The organism is Paraburkholderia pallida, from assembly GCF_004524855.1.
GTDB classification, from domain to species: domain Bacteria; phylum Pseudomonadota; class Gammaproteobacteria; order Burkholderiales; family Burkholderiaceae; genus Paraburkholderia; species Paraburkholderia oxyphila.
The window spans coordinates 1,765,469-1,787,607 of the sequence record NZ_CP038151.1 but is presented as its reverse complement, the minus strand read 5'-3'; the positions used below and the strand labels follow the sequence as shown (position 1 = coordinate 1,787,607).

Annotated in this window: 11 protein-coding genes; 10 read left to right on the top strand and 1 reads right to left on the bottom strand. The window is 56.5% G+C overall.

What is annotated here, in order from left to right; genetic code table 11:
• Nucleotides 1–157 precede the first annotated feature (157 nt).
• Nucleotides 158–1,282, top strand: coding sequence for a DUF3800 domain-containing protein (locus E1956_RS42555; RefSeq protein WP_134759500.1), 1,125 nt, complete (start codon nt 158–160; stop codon nt 1,280–1,282).
• Nucleotides 1,283–1,764: 482 nt separating this feature from the next.
• Entirely contained in the window at nt 1,765–1,986 is a 222-nt protein-coding gene (locus E1956_RS47855; protein WP_197733006.1) for a helix-turn-helix domain-containing protein, read from the top strand.
• A 389-nt stretch (nt 1,987–2,375) separates the two neighbouring features.
• Here the strand turns inward: E1956_RS47855 and E1956_RS42545 are convergent, their stop codons facing one another.
• Nucleotides 2,376–3,557, bottom strand: coding sequence for an AlbA family DNA-binding domain-containing protein (locus E1956_RS42545; RefSeq protein ID WP_134759498.1), 1,182 nt, complete (start codon nt 3,555–3,557; stop codon nt 2,376–2,378).
• Between the two features lie 220 nt (nt 3,558–3,777).
• Here E1956_RS42545 and E1956_RS42540 point away from each other — a divergent pair, with 220 nt between their 5' ends.
• The 8 genes from E1956_RS42540 to E1956_RS42505 all read left to right on the top strand — a co-directional run bounded on the left by E1956_RS42540 (nt 3,778) and on the right by E1956_RS42505 (nt 22,044).
• Nucleotides 3,778–5,727, top strand: coding sequence for a hypothetical protein (locus E1956_RS42540; protein ID WP_134759496.1), 1,950 nt, complete (start codon nt 3,778–3,780; stop codon nt 5,725–5,727).
• On the top strand, nt 5,724–7,448 hold the full coding sequence (locus tag E1956_RS42535; RefSeq protein WP_134759494.1) for a hypothetical protein: 1,725 nt from the start codon (nt 5,724–5,726) through the stop codon (nt 7,446–7,448). The genes E1956_RS42540 and E1956_RS42535 overlap by 4 nt, the downstream gene beginning before the upstream one ends.
• A gap of 131 nt (nt 7,449–7,579) precedes the next feature.
• Nucleotides 7,580–9,955, top strand: a complete 2,376-nt coding sequence (locus E1956_RS42530; protein ID WP_134759492.1) for an ATP-binding protein — start codon at nt 7,580–7,582, stop codon at nt 9,953–9,955.
• A gap of 668 nt (nt 9,956–10,623) precedes the next feature.
• Nucleotides 10,624–14,577 (top strand): hypothetical protein, encoded by a 3,954-nt coding sequence (locus E1956_RS42525; RefSeq protein ID WP_134759490.1) that lies wholly within the window; start codon nt 10,624–10,626, stop codon nt 14,575–14,577.
• A gap of 253 nt (nt 14,578–14,830) precedes the next feature.
• Nucleotides 14,831–15,787, top strand: a complete 957-nt coding sequence (locus E1956_RS42520) for a hypothetical protein (RefSeq protein ID WP_134759488.1) — start codon at nt 14,831–14,833, stop codon at nt 15,785–15,787.
• 129 nt (nt 15,788–15,916) lie between these two features.
• Nucleotides 15,917–16,951, top strand: coding sequence for a hypothetical protein (locus E1956_RS42515; protein WP_134759486.1), 1,035 nt, complete (start codon nt 15,917–15,919; stop codon nt 16,949–16,951).
• Nucleotides 16,952–17,762: 811 nt separating this feature from the next.
• A complete protein-coding gene (locus E1956_RS42510) occupies nt 17,763–18,536 on the top strand; it encodes a Hachiman antiphage defense system protein HamA (RefSeq protein WP_134759484.1) in 774 nt (257 codons plus the stop codon).
• Between the two features lie 223 nt (nt 18,537–18,759).
• Nucleotides 18,760–22,044, top strand: coding sequence for a DEAD/DEAH box helicase (locus E1956_RS42505; RefSeq protein WP_232072291.1), 3,285 nt, complete (start codon nt 18,760–18,762; stop codon nt 22,042–22,044).
• The last annotated feature ends 95 nt before the right edge of the window (nt 22,045–22,139 follow it).

Genomic DNA, 22,139 nt, shown 5'->3' with positions numbered 1-22,139 from the left:
TCGAATCCCCCGAATCGGCAGTTCCGCACAGTTCGCCGTGCGATATAGTATCCAGGAAAGCTCACCGTTTGGGTGAACCTTGCCAGCGCTCCGGCGACCATCCTCGTTAATCAGCGCTGCCCACGTGTAACGGTCACTCCTTCAAACATAGCGGACTATGCCGATCACCTTTTATGTCGACGAAAGTGGCCACAGCGGTGATGCTGTGAAAAGCGGCGATGCGTATGATTTCAAGGACCAGCCGTTCTTCGTGCTAGCTGCGGTCGGCGTGCTGGATGAGGCCACACTCGCAGCGAAAATCGTTGAGTTGCGCGACAGACACAAGATTCCTGTTGGGGAAATGAAGGCCAAGTCCCTGTTGAGCAAGCCGGAGTTCGTTTGCGATCTGCTTGAGTGGATGTGCGGATCGGACATGCCGGTGTTCGTCGAGCTGGTCGACAAGAAGTATTTCCTGTGCATGAACATCGTAAGCACGCAGGTGGTACCACCATCTTCGGGGGTCAAAGACTCTGTCGAACTCAACCTTTTCCGTAATCACCTCGCAGACTTTCTGCACGCGCATGCGCCCGACGAGCTCTTCGACAGATTCGTCCGGTCCTGTCTGGAGCCGGGTAACGAGTCGCTCCGTCTTTCGTTTCGGTCACAAATCGACTTCGGGAATGCTGCCGTGCAGCGCGGGATGGCAATTGGCGACTTGCTTGGCAAGATGAGCGCCGAATCGCTGGATGACTTCGAAACTCTTTTGGGGAGTGATCCGAACGCGGTCATGCGGTTTCTTCCTCCTCCAGACCGAAACAAACGCGGCAAGCTGGTGTGGATGCTTCCGAACCTCACATCGTTTACGCACATATATGCACGACTCAACAAATACCGGCAGGGACGGGTCGGGGATGTGCGTATCGTTCACGACGTACAGCTTGAGATTGAGGACATCTTGCGAGAGGGAAAGCGCCTTTCCGAGGAATTGCACAAACTCGGTGAAATGCCGATTACGCCGCACGCAGACTTTCGGTTCGAAGAGGCGGGGAGCCTCGAGTTCGGCGTGTCGCACGAATCCCCCGGCATTCAGGCCGCAGACGTACTGGCGGGAGCGGTGATGCGCTTTTTTCGAGCGCATCAGAAGGGCGATGAGACACAGGCTTCAGCATTGGCCCGTGGTGTCGCAGCACTCCTGCTTGCGACGGATGCAGCAACAGGCGCCGGCCTCAATCAGGTCGTCCCGACGCGCGAAGTACTACACATTACTCGGGGCGCGTCTGGCGAGCGCGAACGATCAGTGTAAGACATTCATTGCACAGGCAGGATGAATAGATTTTGAATTTAAAAACAAGCCGACGCCGGTTGATGGCGGAGATCGAAGAGGCGGCGCGTCGTGGCGAGGTGGTTGCAAGGACAACGGGCGGGCCGATCTACGATATCAAGTTGACGCGTACAGGATATGCTGCGCGCGGCCTTTGCTTCGCGCTTCGGCCTATGCGCACCGGCAGCGTAGCGTCCAGCCACGCTTTCAGACGTAATTTTCACCGCACCGATCGGCAAAATCGAACCCACACCAAACTGCGCGGTAAAAAACTGAGCGCCGCAGCGAAACGGGCGACAAACGTATCTCATCAGTCCGAGCCTATAGCACCGCATCCGATACGATTGTGATCCGATACGAGAGCGAACGCGCCGTCCCTTTGTACGCCATCACCGCCTGGGCTGCTCCGGCGCGTTCGTTTTGGCACAGGCGGGCCTCTTGTCTGGACGGAAAGCCACCACTCATTGGGGCCACGCGATGGCATTGCGGCCGCGAAGGTCATTGAGAACCTCCGTTTGGATGCCGCAAGGCACTTGCTGGAACGCAGTCGTCTCACGCTCGATCAGGTGGCTGTCGAGACGGGATTGACCGATGCTCGGCGTTTGAGAGAGGCGTTTCTGCGGCGTTATCGTCAACCCCCGCAGGCAATCAGGCGCCAAATGCGCATCGAGGGATTTGCAGCCTGAAAGACGTCACCCGGCATGGTCTCGCGGTCGGATGAGGCTCTCGTCTTGGAAAGTGCGGATCTGGGCATCGCCGCACACTGGTTCCAGCCGACCTTCGTGGCCGGTGCAGGTCAAATCGGCGGTGGCGACGCCCACACTTGCACAAAGCGAATCGCGTGCGTTGTGACTTGATATTGGCGGGCATATGGAAATATAACCGTACGATAGCGACCAAGCGCGTTCACGCAATACGCAAAACGAGGGACAACTCCCACTCACCGGCACTATCGCTCGGCGCTGTCATTCTGCGGCGGGCATCCGCAAACTGTCAGGTAGCTATCGGGTATCTAGTTGACTCTTGAATGGTAGCCGTTCGCGATGCGGAGGTCCCGCGGCATTAATGTCTTGCCTCATCGGAACTGGGTCTGGGTATGCTCTTCACCCACCGCGTTCCAGACCGGGTCCAGCACGGGACGAATCATTTCAAGCGGCTGTTGCCCGAAATCTTCGACATATACGGGGGCGGAAATGATCTGGCTAAGGTGGGCCGGCACCGGCGGAAAGCGGGCATACTCGAGTGGTAGCTGGAATCCTATGCGCAATGCATTGGGCAGATGCAGAAGGCTCAGGAACAAGTACGCCGGCGGTGGCACATCAAGCGCCGCAAAGGTTTCGAGGATGGCCGGCAACGCTTCATGGACTAGGGGTAGCTCATACTGGCTGGGGTATAGAGCTGTGAACCTATCACCCTCTCCGGGGAGCGGGTGCGTCGTGAGGCATCCAACGAGTTCAATACAGCCGTCGCGAAACAGCTGCGCGTAGCCACCGACCCGGTCTTCCGCGTCCCTGTCGGCCGGACAGATTACACCTTCGTAGTTGACCTCTGCGGTCCGCAGCGGGTTTCCACGTGCCGCTGTTGCCGCCGTTAGGTGTCGCGCGCAGGCTTTCAAAGCCTCGACCGGATGGGCGCTGCGGCGAGTAAGCGCCAACAGTGGAACAATATGAACGGCGACGAGCGGTGCCAGCTTCAGCGGCCGTGGGCTGCCTCCCGCGTTCAGTGTCTCGAGGCGGCGGTCACGGACGGCAAGCGCTCGGTCGGCCAGCGAGTCGGCAAACGCGAAGGCGGTGCGGATGGCTTGGATGTCCATAGTTTCCTTGCCGACGGAGTTGCGCAGGTAGAAGTGGTTGTTGCGCAGTACCCGATGCGGCGCGTTCGGGCTCAAGCCCACACGCAGGACGATCACGTGCCCGCCGCCGGCGAGACGCACCACGTGCGAGCGCAAGGTGGTTGTCACGCGCGGCTCGACCATGTCGCGTAGTGCATTAGTGAGTTGCAGTAGCGCGGTGTCTGGATTCTGAAGCTCGACCGGGACGATGTCCTCGGCGACGCCACCTTGCTCGCGAATGCCGAAGACGAGGTCACCTCCTATTGTATTGGCGAACGCGCACACATCCTCTGCTAGTGCACGCCTGCCTGCGTCGGAGAGGTCGAGAGCTTCCTTGAAGTCCAGCGTGCGACCCTCGCGAGCGATGCCCAGCAACTGCCGCACCGCCTTCTCGTCGATGCCCTCAAGTCGGGCTTGCGGGATCATGCGAACTCCTTGCCAGATGAATAGGCGTGGCGGGACAATTCCGAGTCAGCTCGAGGTTACGGCACCGACGCGATTGATACGATGCTACACGCCCTTGTCACGGGGATGGTAGCTGCGACGGGATTTGGACCGGGATTGCGGCCTCGATCTCCACCAAACGCCCGATATCCGTGAAGGACTTTCGAATTTAAGCCGAACTATTCACCACGAGGTGTTATCGATGTCCGGTCCGTCCATCAATCCGGCGCCACGCACGCCTGGCCAACTCGCTTTGGAGCTTCACAGAGCACGAAACTCGAATCTTGAGATAGAGGTGTCCGCCAGCGAGATCACGAACCTGACCGCGCTTCCGGCCGACGAGGCTTACAAAATTGAAGGAAATAAGCTGGTCTTCGCGTCTTTGGACGAAAGGAATCGACTGACCGCAACGGAGATTTTCGCGGGGTTCACCGATGACGGTGCCACCGGATATCTTGTCACTGCTGACAGCTTGATGCAGGATGAATTGCTGCATCCTGTGCATGCTGCAGCACGCCTTGTAGTTCTTTGCGGTGTGAATCGAGATGTTTTGCTGGATGCGGCTGCTGTTATCCAGTCGAGCGGAGGAAAAAGGCCATACGGCTTGGCGACGATGATTGGTGAAGCGCTGGCTGAGCTGCCTGCCATTTCCGCGAACTCGTTGTCCGCCTTTTGTGCTGCGCTGCAACAGTCTTACGATGGCAGCATGATTGCCAGTCCGTTTTTTGAGAGGCTTGTTCCCGTGCTGATTGCGAGGAGTGACCTCCGCGCTGAAGTGCTGGAAATTTGTGCGTTGGCTCCGAATTCGACCAGTTCAGACCTCCACCGCGCGGTGCTGTTCGCGCTGGGTTGCGTCGATACGCCTTCGGTGCTTCATAGAGTGTCGACCGGCGTACGTGGCAATTATCCCGTTACGCGCGAAGTGTGTATGTGGATGGTCGGGCGTTTATGTGCAAGACGAGATCTCACGGGCGAACAGGTTCGTGAAATCGACGGGCTGCTCGAGCCGTATCTTGCCGATGCGGACAATGAATTGCATTCGGTAGCTTGTCAAAATGTCGTCTACGGCCTCCCAGATTACCAATTCTGTCATGAGACCTGGAGACGGCTGATTGCAGCGCGGGACATGGCGGCAGTCAAAGCTCTGGCATCCGGGTTGTTCACGATTTCCCGGTCTCTGGAACCTCTGGAGACTATTCTTCCTTTGGTAAACGATTGTCTTTCGTTGGGTACGGAGGAGGATCATGAGCTCGGACGTGTCGATCACGTTCTCTGTCTGCTCCTCGGCAAATCTGCTGTAGAGCAGGTAATCGGCTGGTTCACGAGGTGGATTCGCGAACACGGTAGCGGTGTATTTTGTGACTCGGATTTCGTGAAGCTATTTCCGCAAACGGTCCATTGGTTAATGGGGGAACCCGACACTTTTGGCAAGCTCATAACGAGCTGTCTTCTAGACGACGAACGCAACCCGGCTGCCGCCGCCGGAGGGTTGCTTTCGCACGCTGTGGCGCATGACAAACCGGGTGTGTCGCTTGACATGTCTGCAGTTGACTTGCTTGACGCTCAAGGGTTGTTCTTTCTTTGCCGTCGCATTCTCGGCTTTGTTCTACAGGAACGACAACTCCTGTCGCTTACTCTATCGTTTCTCCGGACTTCTAACGCGAAGGAGCGGACATTCGAACTTGTTAGGGACGCGCTGGTAAATGAAATCGGCTACGACTATCCAGAGCCGACACTAGGGACTCTGGCAACATATCGGCAAAGCTGCGCTGATCAAGGTGAGGCTGCGTTGCTCGACGAGATAGTCCGTGTGATAGGGGAGAACGAGGCTTCGCTGTCCGCGCTTCCTGTTGCGAATGAATTGATGCCACCAGCTCGCCTTTCGCGGAGTTTCGCGGTCGCACGCGCAAAAGCAATGGACCGTGCGATGAGGGACGCGCGTAATGAGTCGGTTTGGGCGCAGCTTGTCCACAGAGTGCCAGTGAAAGGTGGCACCGGTTTCTTCAGAATGGTAGACGGTGCTTACCCTGCCGTAACGAAGATGACGACGCAGAGCGTGACGACTGCTTTACCGCGTAGAGATGTGCTTGACCCTGTCGGGCAGGTCCACCGGCGCTTGATCTTTCAAACCACGCGGCGAGGGAGCAAATGAGGCTCATAATCTCCAGCTTCCTGCGCACTCTGCGCGAACGTGATGAGTTCGACAGGCTGCTTCCTGATCTTCTCTCCGCGATGGGGTACGTGCCAGTCGTGCGACCGCAGACCGGGGTGCGGCAATACGGTGTTGATCTTCCCGTAGTTGGTCAAAATCCGGCTGACAAGGTCGAGGAACTGGTATTGCTGACCATCAAGCAGGGCGATCTGGGTAGACAGGACTGGGACGGCAGTGCTCAAGCCGTCCGGCAGAGTCTCGACGAAATTATCGAGGTCTACCTGCCGAGAGATCTGGAACCCGCGCATCAACAGCTACGCAAGCGGATCATTCTGGCGACAACTGGCGACCTGAAGCAGGACACACAACGCAACTGGACTGCGTACATCGAAAGACACGCGAATGACGCTCAATTTGAGTTCTGGGGCGGCGACAAGGTCGCCGAGCTGATTGAGCGCTATATGCTCGATGAGCACGTGTTCGTAGAGGAAGACCGGACCGACTTGAGAAAGGCACTGGCATTTGCCGGAGAGCGGGAATATAGCCTCGTGGATATCGAGAGGCTGTTGCGGCGCCAGCTCGGGCTCGAACAATCCGGTGACCTTGATGGGACTGTCACGGATGGAAAGTCGCTTGTGAAGGCGATCACCCGACTCAACCTCGCTTTGCACATGTTTGCAAAGGCTGCGCAGGACTCCGGGGATACAAAACAGGCACTTGTTGCGGCAGAACTCTTCATGCTGAGGACATGGCACCGGATTCAGATATCTGCTGACCCGAGTCATCGGCAGGTGCAAGAATCCTTCATGCGACTCTCGCAAACCTATGTAGACGTCGCTATGACGTACGTCAGGAAGCTGGCGCCATACATGTCGGTCCGGGACGGTATGTCTGGATACACACGCGAAAGTGCTGAATACGCCGTGATGCTTCTTGAGCACGTCGGGTTGCTGGCGACGGCCGGATTGGCGATATTTGCACTCACCGACGACCCGGAACACAAATTCGGCTGCGGCATCGCCAACCTGCTTGCAGCGATGCTGGCGAACATGCCGGCGACAGCTTCGCCAAGGCTGGACCGAAACGCAATTGACGTGTCTCTTGCGCTCCTGCTGCTCACGGTGACGAATAGGCAAGATGCCGTCCGAGGCTGGCTATCGGAATTGTGCGGGCGCTTGCTCTTCTCATTCAGACGACGGGTCGATTTTCCAATCAGCACCGACTCTTTCGACGACCTGGTGGAGTTCAACGGAGGCCAAGATGACGAGCTGATCGGATCGGTTATGGGGGCGTCGTGGATGTCCGCGTACCTCCTGCTATGGTCCGTCGCTGTTGGGGTGGAGGACCAGTACGTTCAGGCGGTTGAAGTCCTGCGCAAAGAAGTTCCACAGGTGGTGCCACAGGTTTGGCATCCTGATGCCGATTCGAAAAAGTTGATGTTCTTCGGCCCGGTACACACGACAACCGGAAACACGGAAATTATGGAGTTTCCGCCCTCGGTGGAGGCGCTTCGTGAACGCATCAAAAAATTTCTGGAGCTCGACCCGATAACCGATGTAAGCGCGGACGGGGAGCCGGGGTTTCATCCGATGGAGATGATTGCATACCGGCACTATCGAACGCCGTTCCCTGTGAAGATCATATATGGGTTGTCCCAGATTGACGGAAAGAAGAGTGCTGAAAATCCACCGGAGAGCACGGAGGCTTCAGCTGGCGGTTGAGAGACCGTCAGCCTGCGTCAAGGCAAGCCTCGTGGGGGCAGAGGTCAAGACGAGTGAAGCGAGAAATCGTTAGCGAAGAATAAGTCCGACGCACCCAGTGATGCTCGGTGTGCCAAAAGGTGTAAACGACAATGACGATTCAACGAATCCAGAAGCTGCAAGGCTATCGTATCTTTCGTGATTTCCGTTGGGATGGGCTTCCTGATTTTGGGCGATATAACCTGATCTATGGTTGGAACGGGGCGGGCAAGACTTCAATATCGACCTTGTTCCGGTCACTGCAACAGAAAACGCCACCTGATTCGGGTGTTGTCGAGTTCGTGATCGATGGAAATGTGGTCACGGGTGCGGACTTCACTTCCGGAAAGTTACCGGCCGTCCGCGTCTTCAACCGGGATTTTGTCGACCGAAGCGTCTTTGAAATGCCTGGGCAAGCACTGCCTCCCGTCTTCTATCTTGGGGAAGACAGTGCTGAAAAACAGAAGCGAATCTCCGAGCTTCAGGCCAAGCGCGATGAATTGAGTGCGCAACTGTTGACCCTCGAGAAGGATACAAAGGCAGCGACCGATGAACTGAATGCCTTCTGCACCAGTCAAGCAAGAAGTATTCGCAACCTGCTTTTGGGCGATCCACGTTACAACAACTATGAAGCCCCTAGATTCAAGGAGCTGATGCAAAAGCTGAAGTCGGTCGACGAGAAACCGGCGCAACTGGAGACATCTGAAAGGAAGCGCCTTGAGGAGGCATTAGCGGGGAAGCCTATGCCAGCTCTACCGGTCCCGTCGTTTGCGAGCATCAGACTTGGCGAGCTCACGAGCGCGATCGGTACTGAGTTGGGGAAGACGGTTGTGGCGAGCACGATCCAGGAACTGGTCGATGCACCCGAGGTCGCAAGCTGGGTAGAGCGGGGCATGCGGTTGCACGAACACGGGGAAGCGCATTGTCATTTCTGCAAGCAGGAACTCGACCCTGCTCGGGTTGCCGCACTCGAAGCGCATTTCAATGACCATTTCAAGGCGCAGCAACAGCGTCTGGGTGCGCTTCTGTCTTCTGTCGAATCACTTCGGGAAAAGGCGCGTACCCGAGAAATTCCTGAGCGATCGGCTTTGTATCCACACCTCCGTGACGAATTCGATGAGGCTGTTGGGAACTTGAAGGCACAGTCGCTGCTCATTGAAATGTTCCTGAACCGGCTGAAGGACGCGATTCTGGCAAAGACAAGTGACCCGTTTTCCAGACTCGAAATCAAGGATTACGTAAGCGTGGTTGACTTTGAAAGCGACTCCGCGTTGGTCAAGCTGGTCGAGATTGCGATCAATGGACTGAACGCGATGGGCATTGCATTGGGAATGGCGGGTGCTGATGCGATCGTTCGCCTTGTTGAGTTGCATAACGAGTATACGGAGAATTTCCAAAATTCTGCATCGGCTGCTCGCGCACAACTCGAAATTGACGATGGGCTGAAGGTTTTTCCGGAATGGTCGGACCGGGACAAGATGGCTTCGGATCTGGCCATATCGCACGGAAACGTGCAAAGGAGCATAGAACCCATCGGTATCGATATAGTGCGGCTGCAGCGCGAGATCAGGCAGCACCTGAAACCAGCGGAGGAACTCAATCGCGAAATGGTGGCTTATCTCGGGCGGGACGAACTGCGCTTTGAGCCAAAGGATTCCGGTTACACCGTCATGCGGGGGAACAACCCAGCCATGCATCTAAGCGATGGGGAACGAACGGCGATCGCTTTCATCTATTTCCTCAAGACGCTGCGAGACGCCGATTTCGACATAAAGAACGGGGTCGTGGTTATCGACGATCCAGTATCGAGCCTTGATGCGAATTCGCTGTACTGTGCCTTTGGCTACATGAAGGACCGGACGAGGGATGCGAAGCAGATATTTGTTTTGACACACAATTTTGGTTTTTTTCGCCAAGTCAAGAACTGGTTCAACTACGCTGGCGGCTTACGGGATCGTCCATACGACCCAGAGAAGTCAAAAAGCGCGCATTTTTATATGCTAGCGATGCGGATCAGTGACAGTCAGAGGAGCGCGTACCTCAGAACGCTTGACCCGTTGCTGCACGAATACGAGTCGGAATACCACTACCTGTTCCGATGCGTAAAGGCTGGCGCAGAATTGGCGGCACCGACGAGTCTCGCTGAGGTGTACGGCCTTCCGAACATCGCCCGCAGGCTGCTGGAATCGTTCCTCGCGTTCCGAGTACCAGGACGAGCGGGAAATCTGGCACAGCAACTGGAGGCGCTGGAAGGCGATCCCGCAGCGAAGGCGCGGATCATCCGGTTCCTGCACACGAATTCGCACATGGAGCAGATATCCGAACCGGAGCATGATCTTTCCGTTCTATCGGAGGCACCAGCCGTCCTGACCGATTTGCTTGCGTTGCTGCGTGCTAACGACAAACAACACTTTACTGTCAGGTTGCTCCCTCGTCCGCTGGAACATCTTCAGGCGGACGGAGCAGCTTTTTTTGAATCCGTCTCTTAGCCGTTTGCCACGCCACGACTCCCTGTTCAATGCGGACGATCCGCATCTTCGGGCTAAACGACTGCTCGTCAGCTAAATCAGGCATCTCAGCCGGAACCCTGACGTCAATAGTCTGGGTATCCAAGGTTTGGATGTTCATGCCTGCTCCTGAAAAGAAATCGCGAAGCAGGCCCCCGGAGGTAAGCGAGACCCGCAAGGGTAGAACTGTAGGCGGCAATGCCGCATCGGCGGGAAGTCTCGGACCAGCTGCCGGTCGGAACTGAAGTGGATATTACATAGCCGGAATGATGAGCCGTGCGGTATTTCCTGTCATGAACTTACCAAGGACTAACACCACCCAGGGCATCTTTCTGTTGGAATCAACGGGGCTTGCATTCAGAAAATTGAGACGCACGGTCAAGGCGCTCGCGCGCCGTCCGCTAGCCTTGGCGGGGACCATACGTCGGATGATATCCAGGTCACTATCGCCGATGCGTAGTACTTGGTTTGCAACGCTCGGCCACAGGCGGCATCCATGCCTGACATTTTTGACGGACTGGTTCAGAAGATCGGGTTCTGCGCCTGCGTCGCGATATTCGTGGAACGGGACGCATCCGCACTTCGGGCATAACAGAGTCGCAACCAAAAGCCTTTCATCTACCAAAATTTTCCACTACCGGGGCCAAAAAATGCCAGTTTCGAACCAACGACTTAGTCACCGCAGCAAATCTCATCAGCGTAAAGCCGGCGGCACACGACAAACCAGCTCAGGTTACGTACTTGATCTAGTCATCGCCCCCAACAGTTCAGAGCAGCCCGTTGGCGCGCTGCCGCGACGGTTGCTTCTGGTGCGATCAGGAAAACATGACTCCAGCGATCAACTGTATCTGGACCAGGTCCCGGTGCCGCGTGAGGCGTGGAGCTTCGATAGCCACGACAATGTGTTGATGTGGCGCGGGGTATTCGGAGGAGGCCATCTATTCCTGACTCAGAATAGCAAGCGGGCGATCGGGAACGTCCGCCTCGGTGTTTCTCCCGTTGCGGTGCAGGCTTCTGCATTTTCGGTGTTCGATTGCCAGGTAGCGCCAGACTGTGGCATCAATTACGAAAGCGTTGGTGACCGTCTCACCAACATGATCTGGGATACTTCGTCCCAACAATGGAAAGGAGCCAACTGGAGCCATGAGGGTCGGTTTCAGCTACGTTATTCGTACGTCGCGCCGACGGACCCGATTACCCCGGGAAGCTTCAAGTTTTCTTTCACGGACGCCGAGGCATCGCCAGATAATCCGTGGAATCCCACTGACTTCGCCGCAAGCCTGAAGCCGGCCTCTGACACGGGGGCGTTCACCTGGCATCTGAGCTTTCGCGCCGGAGAAACTCCGCAACGCCCTGATCAGCCTGGTGGGAAGCCCGACACCGTTTTTCCCTATTGGCTAGTGGCAACGGAGGATGCTGCAGGCAGGACGATATCTGGCGCAATGGTGGTGGATGGCGAGCCCGGAAGTGGCAATCTCGTCGGCTTCCAGGGAACGGAGGCAAACCCGGCGATCGCTGGTTACTATCGTGCGAGTGCCTCGTCCACACCGTTCGGCGTATTCGATGGCAGGTTGGTGGTTGCGGGTCACACCGTGGGCTCCTCGGCAGTCCGCGAAAGCGCCTTGGTCTGGTCCGAGCTCAATTCTGACCAGCAGGTGTCGACCGGCCTGCCCGCAAGCGGGCGTCTTCAATTCAGCAAAGACGGAGCGTTTGCGAGTTGCACCGACACACGTCTCCATGTGCAGCGGATCTCGGCCAGTGCAGCGTTTCGAGCTCTGGAGGGAGATCGAAATGTCCACGATACCTTGGCGAGCAGGTTATCGGACGCAAGTAAATCGATTGCAGATCCAGCGCTCAATATCCATAGCCTCCTGGTAATGACACCCTACGGCAGGGATGCCAAGAACAACTGGGTCGAGACCGTGCAGAAAGCTGTCACGGAGGATCTCTCGACGATCATGAATAGCTTTATCGATCCCGATAAGTGGCGCCTCCTTTTTGGAAGCACGCCACAACCGACCTTATCAGGCCGCCTCGCCGAAGTCGCGAACCTTCCTGTGCCGGGCGAAGATCCGCAGAAGTGGTATCGGTCTCTCGGTACCGCAGTGCTGACCCAGGGGATGGCGCAAGGGAGCGATGAACACTGCAAAAACCTGAATGGGCCACGCGCGGCTACATGGTTGAAGACCGAGGTGGCGGCGTCGAAAGTTTATGCCGCCCATGCAAAGGCGCTGTTTGCGTACCATTGGCAAGACCAGAACAATCTCACCGCTGCGTTCCTTCAGGATCAAATCGACAACGCGCAAACGTATGCACCGATCATCCAGGGCAAGATCGATGACATGGTCAAGGACATCAATACCAACGTCGTCCCCGATCCCACGCAGACCGACCCACGGCCCCAGATGATTGCGGACGTACAGTCAGTCGGCGCCTATGCCAAGGGAAATAACCTCTTTTGGGCGTTTGGGTTTTTCTATTACAACACTTCGTCCAGTGTGCTCGCGAACATCGGGCAAGCGATGAATGATCCTGGCTCGAACGACTCATCGATGCTTGCGAGGCTGTTCCAGACCAATGTCACGGTTTTGACCGCACTGGATCCATCAGGCACCTTTGCCCAGCAATACAACAACATCCTTCACGCGTTCCTGGGCACCAATACGTTGGCAAACATGACGTCATTTGACGATGGCGCGACCGATCTCGGTATCATCAAGGAATACCTACAAGAACTCGTAAGCAACAACCTCAACAACGAGGATGCAGATATCAAGGCAGCAGCAGCTCAATTGCAGGCTCTGGTGGACAGCGAAGACGCAGACGCTATCCTGAGCGGATCGATCCAGGAAATCAATTCGATATCCTCAAGTCTTCAGACCACCATGGCATTCCCCTTTATGGCCAACAGGTTCGCGACATGGTTCGAGACCGCATACCCAAAGTGGGCCAAAGCCGGCAAATTTTTCGGTTCTGTTTTCCTGGGAGGAATTGCCGCACTCAACGCGTTCAACCTTATCTCCTCCCTTAAGAGCTGGAAGAAACTGACGACGGAGGAAAGGGCGCAATTGGTCACAAGTGCGGCGCAGATGGGACTGCAGATTCTTGCCGGCGTGGTCAAGCGGGGCATGCGAATCGGCCAGATTTTCACCGTCGAAGGCCTCACCCCAGGCCAGCGTGCAGCTTCAGTGGCTCGGATCATCGCAGACGGTGAAGGCGGAGCACTTGAGGCGGGACTGGTACGGACCGGGAATTCGCTTGCTCGCTGGCTCGGCAGCACCGAAGGAACTTCGTTGATCAACGTGTCGGTTGACGGCGCAACATCAGCCGTCATGATCAACAGCGCCCAAGTCGCTGTAGAAGACTGTGAATGGCTGACGAAGGCGTTCGGAAGGAATCTTGACGAGTTCATCGCGACACGGATTGGACCGGTATTCATTCTCGCGGGAATTGGTTTCTCCCTCTACTCCATCAGCAAGGGAGAAGGGGGAGTCTCGCTGGCGAGCGACGTTTTGGGGCTCACGGCAGGCGCGCTGACGCTTTTCGCAATGGCAGGCCAGTGGGCAATTGATGGCTTGATGGTCACGGCCGAGGCGTTCGCATCGATCGTTGCCATCGCTGGGCCGTTGGCAGTCCTCGCCGCTGTCGCCGGTGTAGCACTGATGATCTATGAGATGTTCCAGAGCCCACCCGATCCGGTCGAGCAATTCGTGGATGATGTCGCCGCACCGAATGGCTTCAAGGTTGACAGTCAGGCGCGGAGCATTGACTACGTCGCACCGTTCGCGAATCCGGATCAGGGCAACCTTCTGATGATTGGCTTCACGCTGGCCACCAACGGCCGAGTACTGGCCAGTGCAGCCGACGGCGTGATCGCCCTCGGCCAGCCGAGTGCGTTGCCGGATACGGTCTGGCAAGTACAGACGGATGGGAAGGGCTATAGCCAGATTTTCACGGTGGTACAGCCGGACGTTTCGCGGCCCCCTGTACTCGTGAAACTCAGCCTGATGAGCGACGGCACAATAAGTTTCCAGCCGCCCGTGACACCCTCTAGCAAGGTATCCAGCTTCCTGGGACGCCGAACTGAGAGCCGCGATCCTGCTGGGCCCACCGTGACGACGCAAACATGGCTAAGCACACCCTCGAATGGCACGCTGGCCAGTGATGGGCATCTGCTGTCACTCGACCTTACGCTGCAGCCGTCGATAGCGGACAAGGATGGAAAATTAATTCCGACCGGCTGGCTGGCGGTCAATGGGGATCGACTTGTCTCGGGTGCCAGCGGCACACCTCTTACCTTGACTGTGTCCGGGATGGCGCCGAACTTCATGCGAATGAATGACATGCCGTTCCCTGCCGGCACCGTACCAAAGCAGGAGCAAGAGTACGGTCCGGTATTCGGGGTGCAGCCAAGCACACCGCTGAGCTTTGACCCCATCGCGAACCTGCCCGAGTTTCTGTCTCTCAGCCAAGAAAACGGCAAGTTGACTCCCAACGGCAAGCCTGACGGTGATAAGGCAGCAGAGTTCAATCTGACCATGGTCGCCCGAAACGCGTTCGGGTTCGGTCAGGCATCGTTTTCGGTAGTCGTGGGCGCGTCGTAGTCGAACGCCGATGTATCTGTGACGCGGTCGCGGGGGTTGCCCCCACGCGACCGCGCTGTGCCGCTCTTCTTTACGTGGCCGCACGACTCATCATCCCGTGCTGGTAGCGCGCATCCAAAGTTTATTGCGCCCTCATAGGCGAAGGTAACCAGATCTTTCTATGCCAAACATTTCGACGGTTCAACAGGACCTCGCGACTGCACTGAAGACATGCGTCGCAGCGAGGACGGGTAGCGTAGCGTCTTCAGATAATATGCTGTGCGACCTGATTGATTCCATTCCAGCCTACCGGTCGCCGGATTTCTTGCAGTTGCATCGGAATGCGATTGCTAACCTGCTCGAAATTCGCCTGCCGAACGTCCCTATTGAGCCGCAGCCGGGCAAAGATTTTGGTGTTGGTCGAATGGGATATAACTATACGGGCTCGTGTTCCGGTTATCAGAACGCGTTCTTTGGCGACGTCGCCCTCTCGCCCGCTGCTAGCGACCTCGAATCGGCCGTTAGGAATCCGCCTGGAGTCGCAGGCGTCTCAGCCGGCTGGTGGGGTAACTTCGCGGTCGCAGTGTTGACCGATGCTGTCCGCCTTGCGGGCATAGGTTCCATCGACGCGGGAAAACTCGCCAACGACCTGAATAATTATAACTCAGCGTTTTTACCACTTTTGTCGGCAAGCTATCTTTCGGCTTTCAGGACTGCGTACACACCGACTTTGTCTGCACTTGCGTCGCTAGTGAACAGCGGCCAGGCGGCTGCCGCCTGTGCAATGCTGGCGAATGCGCTCAACGATGGCAGATTCGTTAACGCGGTCAATACCTCCATGACCGCCGGCGGTGACGGCGCCCTCTCTGCCGAATGGTTCCTGTTCAATCTTTGGATTATATTTGCTGGGCTAGGTGAAAACGACATTGACGGCAAGATCGCGGAAGCCGTACACGCTGGCCTGGATGTCCCCGGCGAAGTTGGCCCCAGAACGGACCACTCCCCGGGATGGTGGTGCGGCGGTTATACCGGTTGGTTCGCTCCTGTCACTGGAAGCGATCTTGGACCGCAGGCTTCGCAGGCAATACATGCGACGATGCCCCAAGAGTTTTGGGCGGGAGGCGGAGGTTTGGGCGGAGGTGGAGGTGGTCACGCCGACTGTCCCACCAATAACGGTTACGCATTAAGTCTGTGTAACTGGGGCCCTTTGAACTTCTACAGCGCGGGTTAACTCGAGCAACCGTGAGTTTGCTACTCGTCTTTGGGCTGCCGTACGACTCCTCATCACGTACTGGTTGAACATATCGGACGTTCATTGCGCTCATAGCGCCATCGTGGGCGACGGTAACCGGATCTTTTTATGCCAAACATTTCGACGGTTCAACAGAATCTTGCGATCGCACTGAAGACCTGCGTCTCAGCGAGCGCAGCCAGCGTAGCCTCTTTAGGGGATCTGCTGTGTGAGCTAATTGATTCCATTCCGGCCTACGGGTCGCCAGATTTTTTGCAGTCGCATCGAAATGCGATTGTAAATCTGCTCGAAATTCGCCTGCCGAACGCCCCTATTGCACCCTTCCCGACCGCAGACAAGCCCTTGCTTGTTCCTCTTAGGTATTCGGGTTCGTATTCCGGTTATCAGAACGCGTTCTTTGATGGCGTTTCCTTTTCGCCCGCCGCTAGCGCCCTCGAATCAACCGTTAGTAATCCTCTGGGAGTGGCAGGTGTCTCAGTTGACTGGTGGGGTAAGTTTGCCGTCGCAGCGTTGACCGATACTATCCGCCGTGCGGGCATAGGTTCCATTGACGGCGGAAAACTCGCCAACGACCTGAATAACTTTAACTCGGCGTTTCTGCCGCTTTTGACGGCGAGCTATCTTTCGGTTTTCAGGACGGCATACACGCCGACTTCGTCTGTCCTTGCGTCAATACTGAACTGCGGCCAAGCCGCTGCGGCTGGCACCATGCTTGTGAATGCGCTCAAGGATGGCAGATTCGTTAACCTGGTCAATACCTCCATGACCATTGGCGGTGACGCTGCCCTCGCAGCCGAATGGTTCCTGTTCAATCTTTGGATAACGCTTGCCGCGCTAGATGAAAGCGACATTGACAGCAAGATCACGGAAGCCATGCAGGCGGGTCTGGCTGTCCCCGGTGAAGTCGGTCCGAAGACGGATCACAGCCCTGGATGGTGGTGCGGCGGATATACCGGGTGGTTCGAGCCTATCTCAGGTAACGATGTTGCACCGCAGGCTTCGGGGACAATACATGAGCAGATGCCGCAACAGGGCTATTGGGCCGGCGAAGGAATCGATTGGCGTGATGTCGCCCCCGAACCCGATGGTTACTCACTGAGCCTGTGTAACTGGGGCCCTTTGAATTTCTATAGCGCGTCCTGACGCGAACTATATGCCGACTTCACGGTCTTCGTTGGGAATACAGATCTGGAATGCACTGGTCCGAGTCCGCGCAAGTCACGCTGGGCATCGAGAACCGGAATGTACGTGCTCCCAACTACCGAGTGGGCGACGCTGAGCGAAGTGAACATCCCCATGCCGGATTTTGGTATTTCTGGATCGCCCAGGGGTCAGTTTAGCTTCATCTGAAATTTCGCCATGTGTGTATGAAATACGGGCATGGAATAGTCCCAGCTTTCCGTGGGAAAAGCGGAATGAATGAAACTCAGGTCGGGAATACATTGACGCGGTTCAGATTGACCTGAATCCACTTTGCGGCCATTTCGGCCACCACCGCGAATTACTCGATGTATGGGGCAAAGTGGCCTCCGGAGGCCAGCGCCAGTCGCTTCGGGCCTCCCGCGCGTGCATATGCATCAAGCTCCAAGTCCGTCATCGTGATGTTGTCGTCACTGGCGACGATCATCATTAAAGGAGTCGGCGCAATCTCGGTGATCGGTGTGCCTACCTCGTGGGTACGTGTAGCCGGTTTCCGCCTTGTGCATTGAGGCTGAATCCCGAGCCCACCGCTTCGGGCACAAGCGGATTGCATCACGTCCAGTCCTCGAATGCGATGGATGTAACTCGCCTGAATAGTGTCGTAGGACGCACCGGTAGGTCGTTAACCGTTTGAAGAGGCGCTAGAATGTGGTCAGCGGGGAGCATACGGCTCGCTTCCCAGTCGTTTCATGGAACCGGAACGAGACAGCGGGACGAGGCTCTTTACACGGAGAGCCTGCATGGGCGGGGAAGGATGGCAAAGTTCATCGAATGGTGCAATGCACACGAAGCACGCGTTGGTTCGCACGCCTTGCGCGTGCTTTCTGCAGATCCAGCACGCATAAATGTTGGAGTTCAGAATGCCGCCGCGATCGTTCCTATGCACTATGCATCAGAGGAGCGCCTTGCTCGTATCCTTGAGCGATTGGGGAAGCCAGAGGCTGCTGGGTTCATTCAAAACTTGCTGCCTACAACAAAATCTATCCGTTCTGGGGACCTGGGCGAAATTCTCGCCACCGAATTCATCGCCGAGCAGACAAACTATCTCATCCCTATCAAGCGGTTGCGCTGGAAAGACCATCGAAACATGGCGATGCGTGGCGATGACGTTATAGGAATCTCCGAGAACCGAAATGGTCAGGTTGAGTTTCTGAAAGTCGAGGTAAAAAGCCGTATCGCGTTGAATGCCGGCGTCCTCAGCGAGGCACGTACCGCACTTGACAAAGACGGAGGCTTGCCGTCAGCGCATGCGCTTTCCTTTATATCGTCCCGACTTGCGGAGATGGGGAGTGCTCGGCTCGCTGACCTCATAGACGACGCGCAGTTGAAGCACGGTATTTCGGCTCATTCCGTCCGACACCTTATGTTCACTTTTTCTGCGAACGCCCCTAATGTACTCCTGACTGCATCGCTGAACGGATATGCAGGCCCAATTGGTCAGTGGGGTGCGGGGATTGTTGTTCGCGAGCACGCTGCGTTCGTAGCTGGTGTCTATAACCAGGTGATTTTCAATGCCAACAACCGTTGACGGCATCGTCGCTGATATCGAGGAAGCGGCCGCGCCAGGTTTCCGGGGTCGCCTAATTGCACGTGGTCAAGCGCGAGCGATTATCTGGCGCGACGGGGTGCTGCCGCCTGATGCTCCAGATTTCTCTCCCCAGTTGAGCTATGACCTGCATTCATACGGTTATTCTCTCCTAGGGCTTGGCCTGCGGTTGAGAGAGTTAGAAGGGGATCCTGCGCAGGCTCGCGTGGCATTCGAACAGGCTGCCACTGCGCTCGAGGCAGTAATGGCAAAAGGGAGTCGCGGGGAAACTGACCGCGACTTCCATTTTGTAATGACCGCGGCAGCATACCATCTTGCGCGCCTATCCGCGCGCGCGTACTCGCTGCTTTCGATTGTTCGAGCAGAAGCAAACTTTTCTCCGATCGAACACGCACTCGCGCTGCTTATGTTGCGGGACATTACGACTCTTCAGGGCAACGTTCTGGGTTTTCGAATGTCAGGCTCTGCCAGTGACGCGCAGCTTGTTGCGACAATGCGTGCTGACGTCGTTCGCACCGAAGCAGTCGGCGAGACTGGCGGTGATGATGAAGCTTTCGTCCGCATTCTAGATGAAATTGACCTGGCACTTACAGATGGCTTCTTTGCGGCGTTGGCAGAGTTTCTGTTGGCACTCGAACGCGGCGAACGGGCGTTACTCGACCAGGCGCTGGCACGGCTGAAGCTTGGGCTGGAGATCTGCGGTGAAATTAACCTCGTTCCACAGTGGTGGGCGCATAAGGTTGCGATTTACCTTCTTTCGGACATGTGGGACTCGACTTTCCACGAAAAGCTGCCTCTCAAGCCACTCGGTGGCGAGGCACCGGAATGGCCCCAACTGCGTGACCTTTTTATCGCTTCCCTGTTGCGCCGACCCAAAGCGGAGGTCGATCTCTGGCCATCGCAAATCTCTGCTGCCGCCCGATCAGTTGACCAGTTGGACGACCTCGTTGTGTCGCTTCCCACTAGCGCCGGTAAGACTCGCATATCTGAGTTGTGTATTTTGCGATGTCTGTCCAGCGGCAAGCGTGTCATGTTCATTACACCGCTCCGCGCGCTCTCTGCACAGACCGAGGCGACGCTTCAAAGGACGTTCGGGGCTTTGGGAAAATCAGTTTCGGCTCTCTACGGCAGCATCGGCGTGAGTGGCTTCGATAAGGATGCTATTCGGCACCGCGATATCTCTGTTGCAACACCTGAGAAGCTCGATTTTGCGTTGCGTAACGACCCGAGCTTACTCGACGACGTAGGCCTGCTTGTATTCGATGAAGGTCACATGATTGGCCTCAACGAGCGGGAGATTCGATATGAGGTACAGATTCAACGCCTGCTCAAGCGCGAAGATGCCCATCAACGCCGTATTGTGTGCCTTTCGGCAATACTCCCAGACGGTGAACAGCTCGATGACTTCTCCAATTGGTTGCGCCGCGACCAACCGGGGGAAATGATAACGGCGGACTGGCGCCCAACTAGACTGCGTTTTGGGGAAGTCATGTGGAACAGCCCATCTGCACGATTGAATTTGCGCGTTGGTGAAGAACGTCCATTTGTACCTAAATTTTTTACTGGCTTCGTGCCGCAGTTGTATGTCCCGCCCAAGCGCAAGCGTAAGAAGCTCTTCCCAGCTGACCAGAAAGAGCTAACGCTGGCTACGGCTTGGCGGCTTGTCGACGATGGGCAAACCGTTTTAATTTTCTGTCCAGAGCGCCGGAGCGTTGAGCCATTCGCCGACGTGATAGTGGATCTAAATGAAAGAGGTGCTCTGACGTCATTGCTCGCGGCCGCCCCGGCGGTCTTGGAAACGGCTCTTACACTAGGTGCGGAATGGCTTGGTGAGAACCACGCGATCTTGCGTTGCCTCAGATTGGGTGTTGCGTTCCACCACGGCGCACTCCCTACGCCTTTTCGTAAGGAGATTGAGGGATTGTTGAGGGACGGAATTCTTAAGGTTACTGTTTCCTCCCCAACGTTGGCGCAAGGTCTAAACCTAGCGGCCACCGCTGTCATTTTCCATTCGTTGTACCGCAATGGCGAAGTCATACCGACTTCTGAGTTTAAGAATGTAATCGGTCGCGCCGGACGGGCTTACGTCGATATTGAAGGACTGGTCCTCTATCCGATCTTTAACGAGGCTTGGAAGCGCCTTCCAAAGTGGGAGGCGTTGATATCCGATCTCGGCGCGCGGCAGATGGAAAGTGGTCTCGTACAGCTCGTATGGGCGCTTCTCGTCCGGATGCACGGGAAGATTCGCGGTTCCCTGCAAGAACTCGTTGAGTATGTGGGGAATAACGCCGAGGCGTGGGTTTTTCCCGAAATTCGCGGGGAAGAGCCCGAAGAGCGGGAGGTTGCTTTAACCGCTTGGACGCGTCACGTTGCAACGCTCGACACGGCGATTCTCAGCCTCATTGGGGAGAATGATATAGCCGAGGAAATGATTCCTGAGGCCCTTGATGCCATTCTTCAGTCGTCACTCTGGGAGCGCCGGCTTAAGCGCAGGGAAGAGGGTCACCAGCAGGCCTTGAAGGCGGCCCTGGTGGCCAGAAGCCGGTTCATTTGGGCGCGCTCTACAGCAGCGAATAGGAAAGGGTATTTTCTAGCTGGTATTGGTCTGGAGAGCGGTCACGCTTTGGATGTCATTGCCCCTGAAGCGAACGACCTCCTACTTGCTGCTAACAATGCAGTCCTCGTCGGCGACAGCGAGGCCGCGATTCAGGCGATTACGGCAATAGCGGAGCGTGTCTTCGCCATCTACCCGTTCACTCCAGATTCACTGCCAGAGAACTGGCGTGTGATTCTGCGATGGTGGTTACTTGGTGCACCGCTAGCGGTCGTCGCTGCCGGGCAGGAAACAGAAACCTTACAGTTCGTCGAAGGCGGCTTGGTCTATCGTCTTCCGTGGGCGATGGAAGCAATCCGTGTACGCGCGGTTGCAAACGGAGACGTTGATGATGCGTTTGGCTTGCCGCTCGAAAGCTTTGAACTTGGAGTCGCAGTGATGGCCGCCGAGACAGGAACGCTCAACAGGCCTGCGTCAATTCTCATCCAGGCAGGTTTTGCTTCAAGGTTGGCAGCAATCAAGGCAGTCAACGACGCGGGCGGTACGTTTACGGATGCTGGGGGACTAAGGCTCTGGTTGGCCTCTGATGCCGTCGCTGCCAGGAATACGATGCCGGATTGGCCGACGGCGGAGACGGTAGGAATGTGGGCAGAGTTCATGCGTGGATTTGCCCCGCGCCAAAGTAGCGTTTGGTCGGAGCAACACTGGACTGTGTTGGCTGACTGGAGCGGAGTGCCGCCGTCTCCAGATACGCCGGTGCGTCTATTTCACCTTGGGGACCGGTCTGTCGTGCTAGACGCGGCTGGGTCTCCTGTCGGCACGGTCCGAGCGCTTCTCAATCCGGCACCCAAAGGAGTACTTCGCTCGTCGGTTTCGGTTGCGGCAGGGAAGATAGCGCTAGTTTACTTGGGACCAGACGACCTCTGGCTGGCATGACTTCACAGTTCGTGAGATCTTCATCATGGGGAGCACGAGATACCGCAAAGCTCATATAAGAAGGCACCTGCCGGGCAGGGTCGTCGGCAGGTGTT

Excerpts from the sequence above, each read along its gene's own strand:
- E1956_RS42555 (WP_134759500.1), top strand. The coding sequence starts at position 158 with ATGCCGATCACCTTTTATGTCGACGAAAGTGGCCACAGCGGTGATGCT.
- E1956_RS42545 (WP_134759498.1), bottom strand. The coding sequence starts at position 3,557 with ATGATCCCGCAAGCCCGACTTGAGGGCATCGACGAGAAGGCGGTGCGG.
- E1956_RS42540 (WP_134759496.1), top strand. The coding sequence starts at position 3,778 with ATGTCCGGTCCGTCCATCAATCCGGCGCCACGCACGCCTGGCCAACTC.
- E1956_RS42535 (WP_134759494.1), top strand. The coding sequence starts at position 5,724 with ATGAGGCTCATAATCTCCAGCTTCCTGCGCACTCTGCGCGAACGTGAT.
- E1956_RS42530 (WP_134759492.1), top strand. The coding sequence starts at position 7,580 with ATGACGATTCAACGAATCCAGAAGCTGCAAGGCTATCGTATCTTTCGT.
- E1956_RS42525 (WP_134759490.1), top strand. The coding sequence starts at position 10,624 with ATGCCAGTTTCGAACCAACGACTTAGTCACCGCAGCAAATCTCATCAG.
- E1956_RS42520 (WP_134759488.1), top strand. The coding sequence starts at position 14,831 with ATGCTGTGCGACCTGATTGATTCCATTCCAGCCTACCGGTCGCCGGAT.
- E1956_RS42515 (WP_134759486.1), top strand. The coding sequence starts at position 15,917 with ATGCCAAACATTTCGACGGTTCAACAGAATCTTGCGATCGCACTGAAG.
- E1956_RS42510 (WP_134759484.1), top strand. The coding sequence starts at position 17,763 with ATGGCAAAGTTCATCGAATGGTGCAATGCACACGAAGCACGCGTTGGT.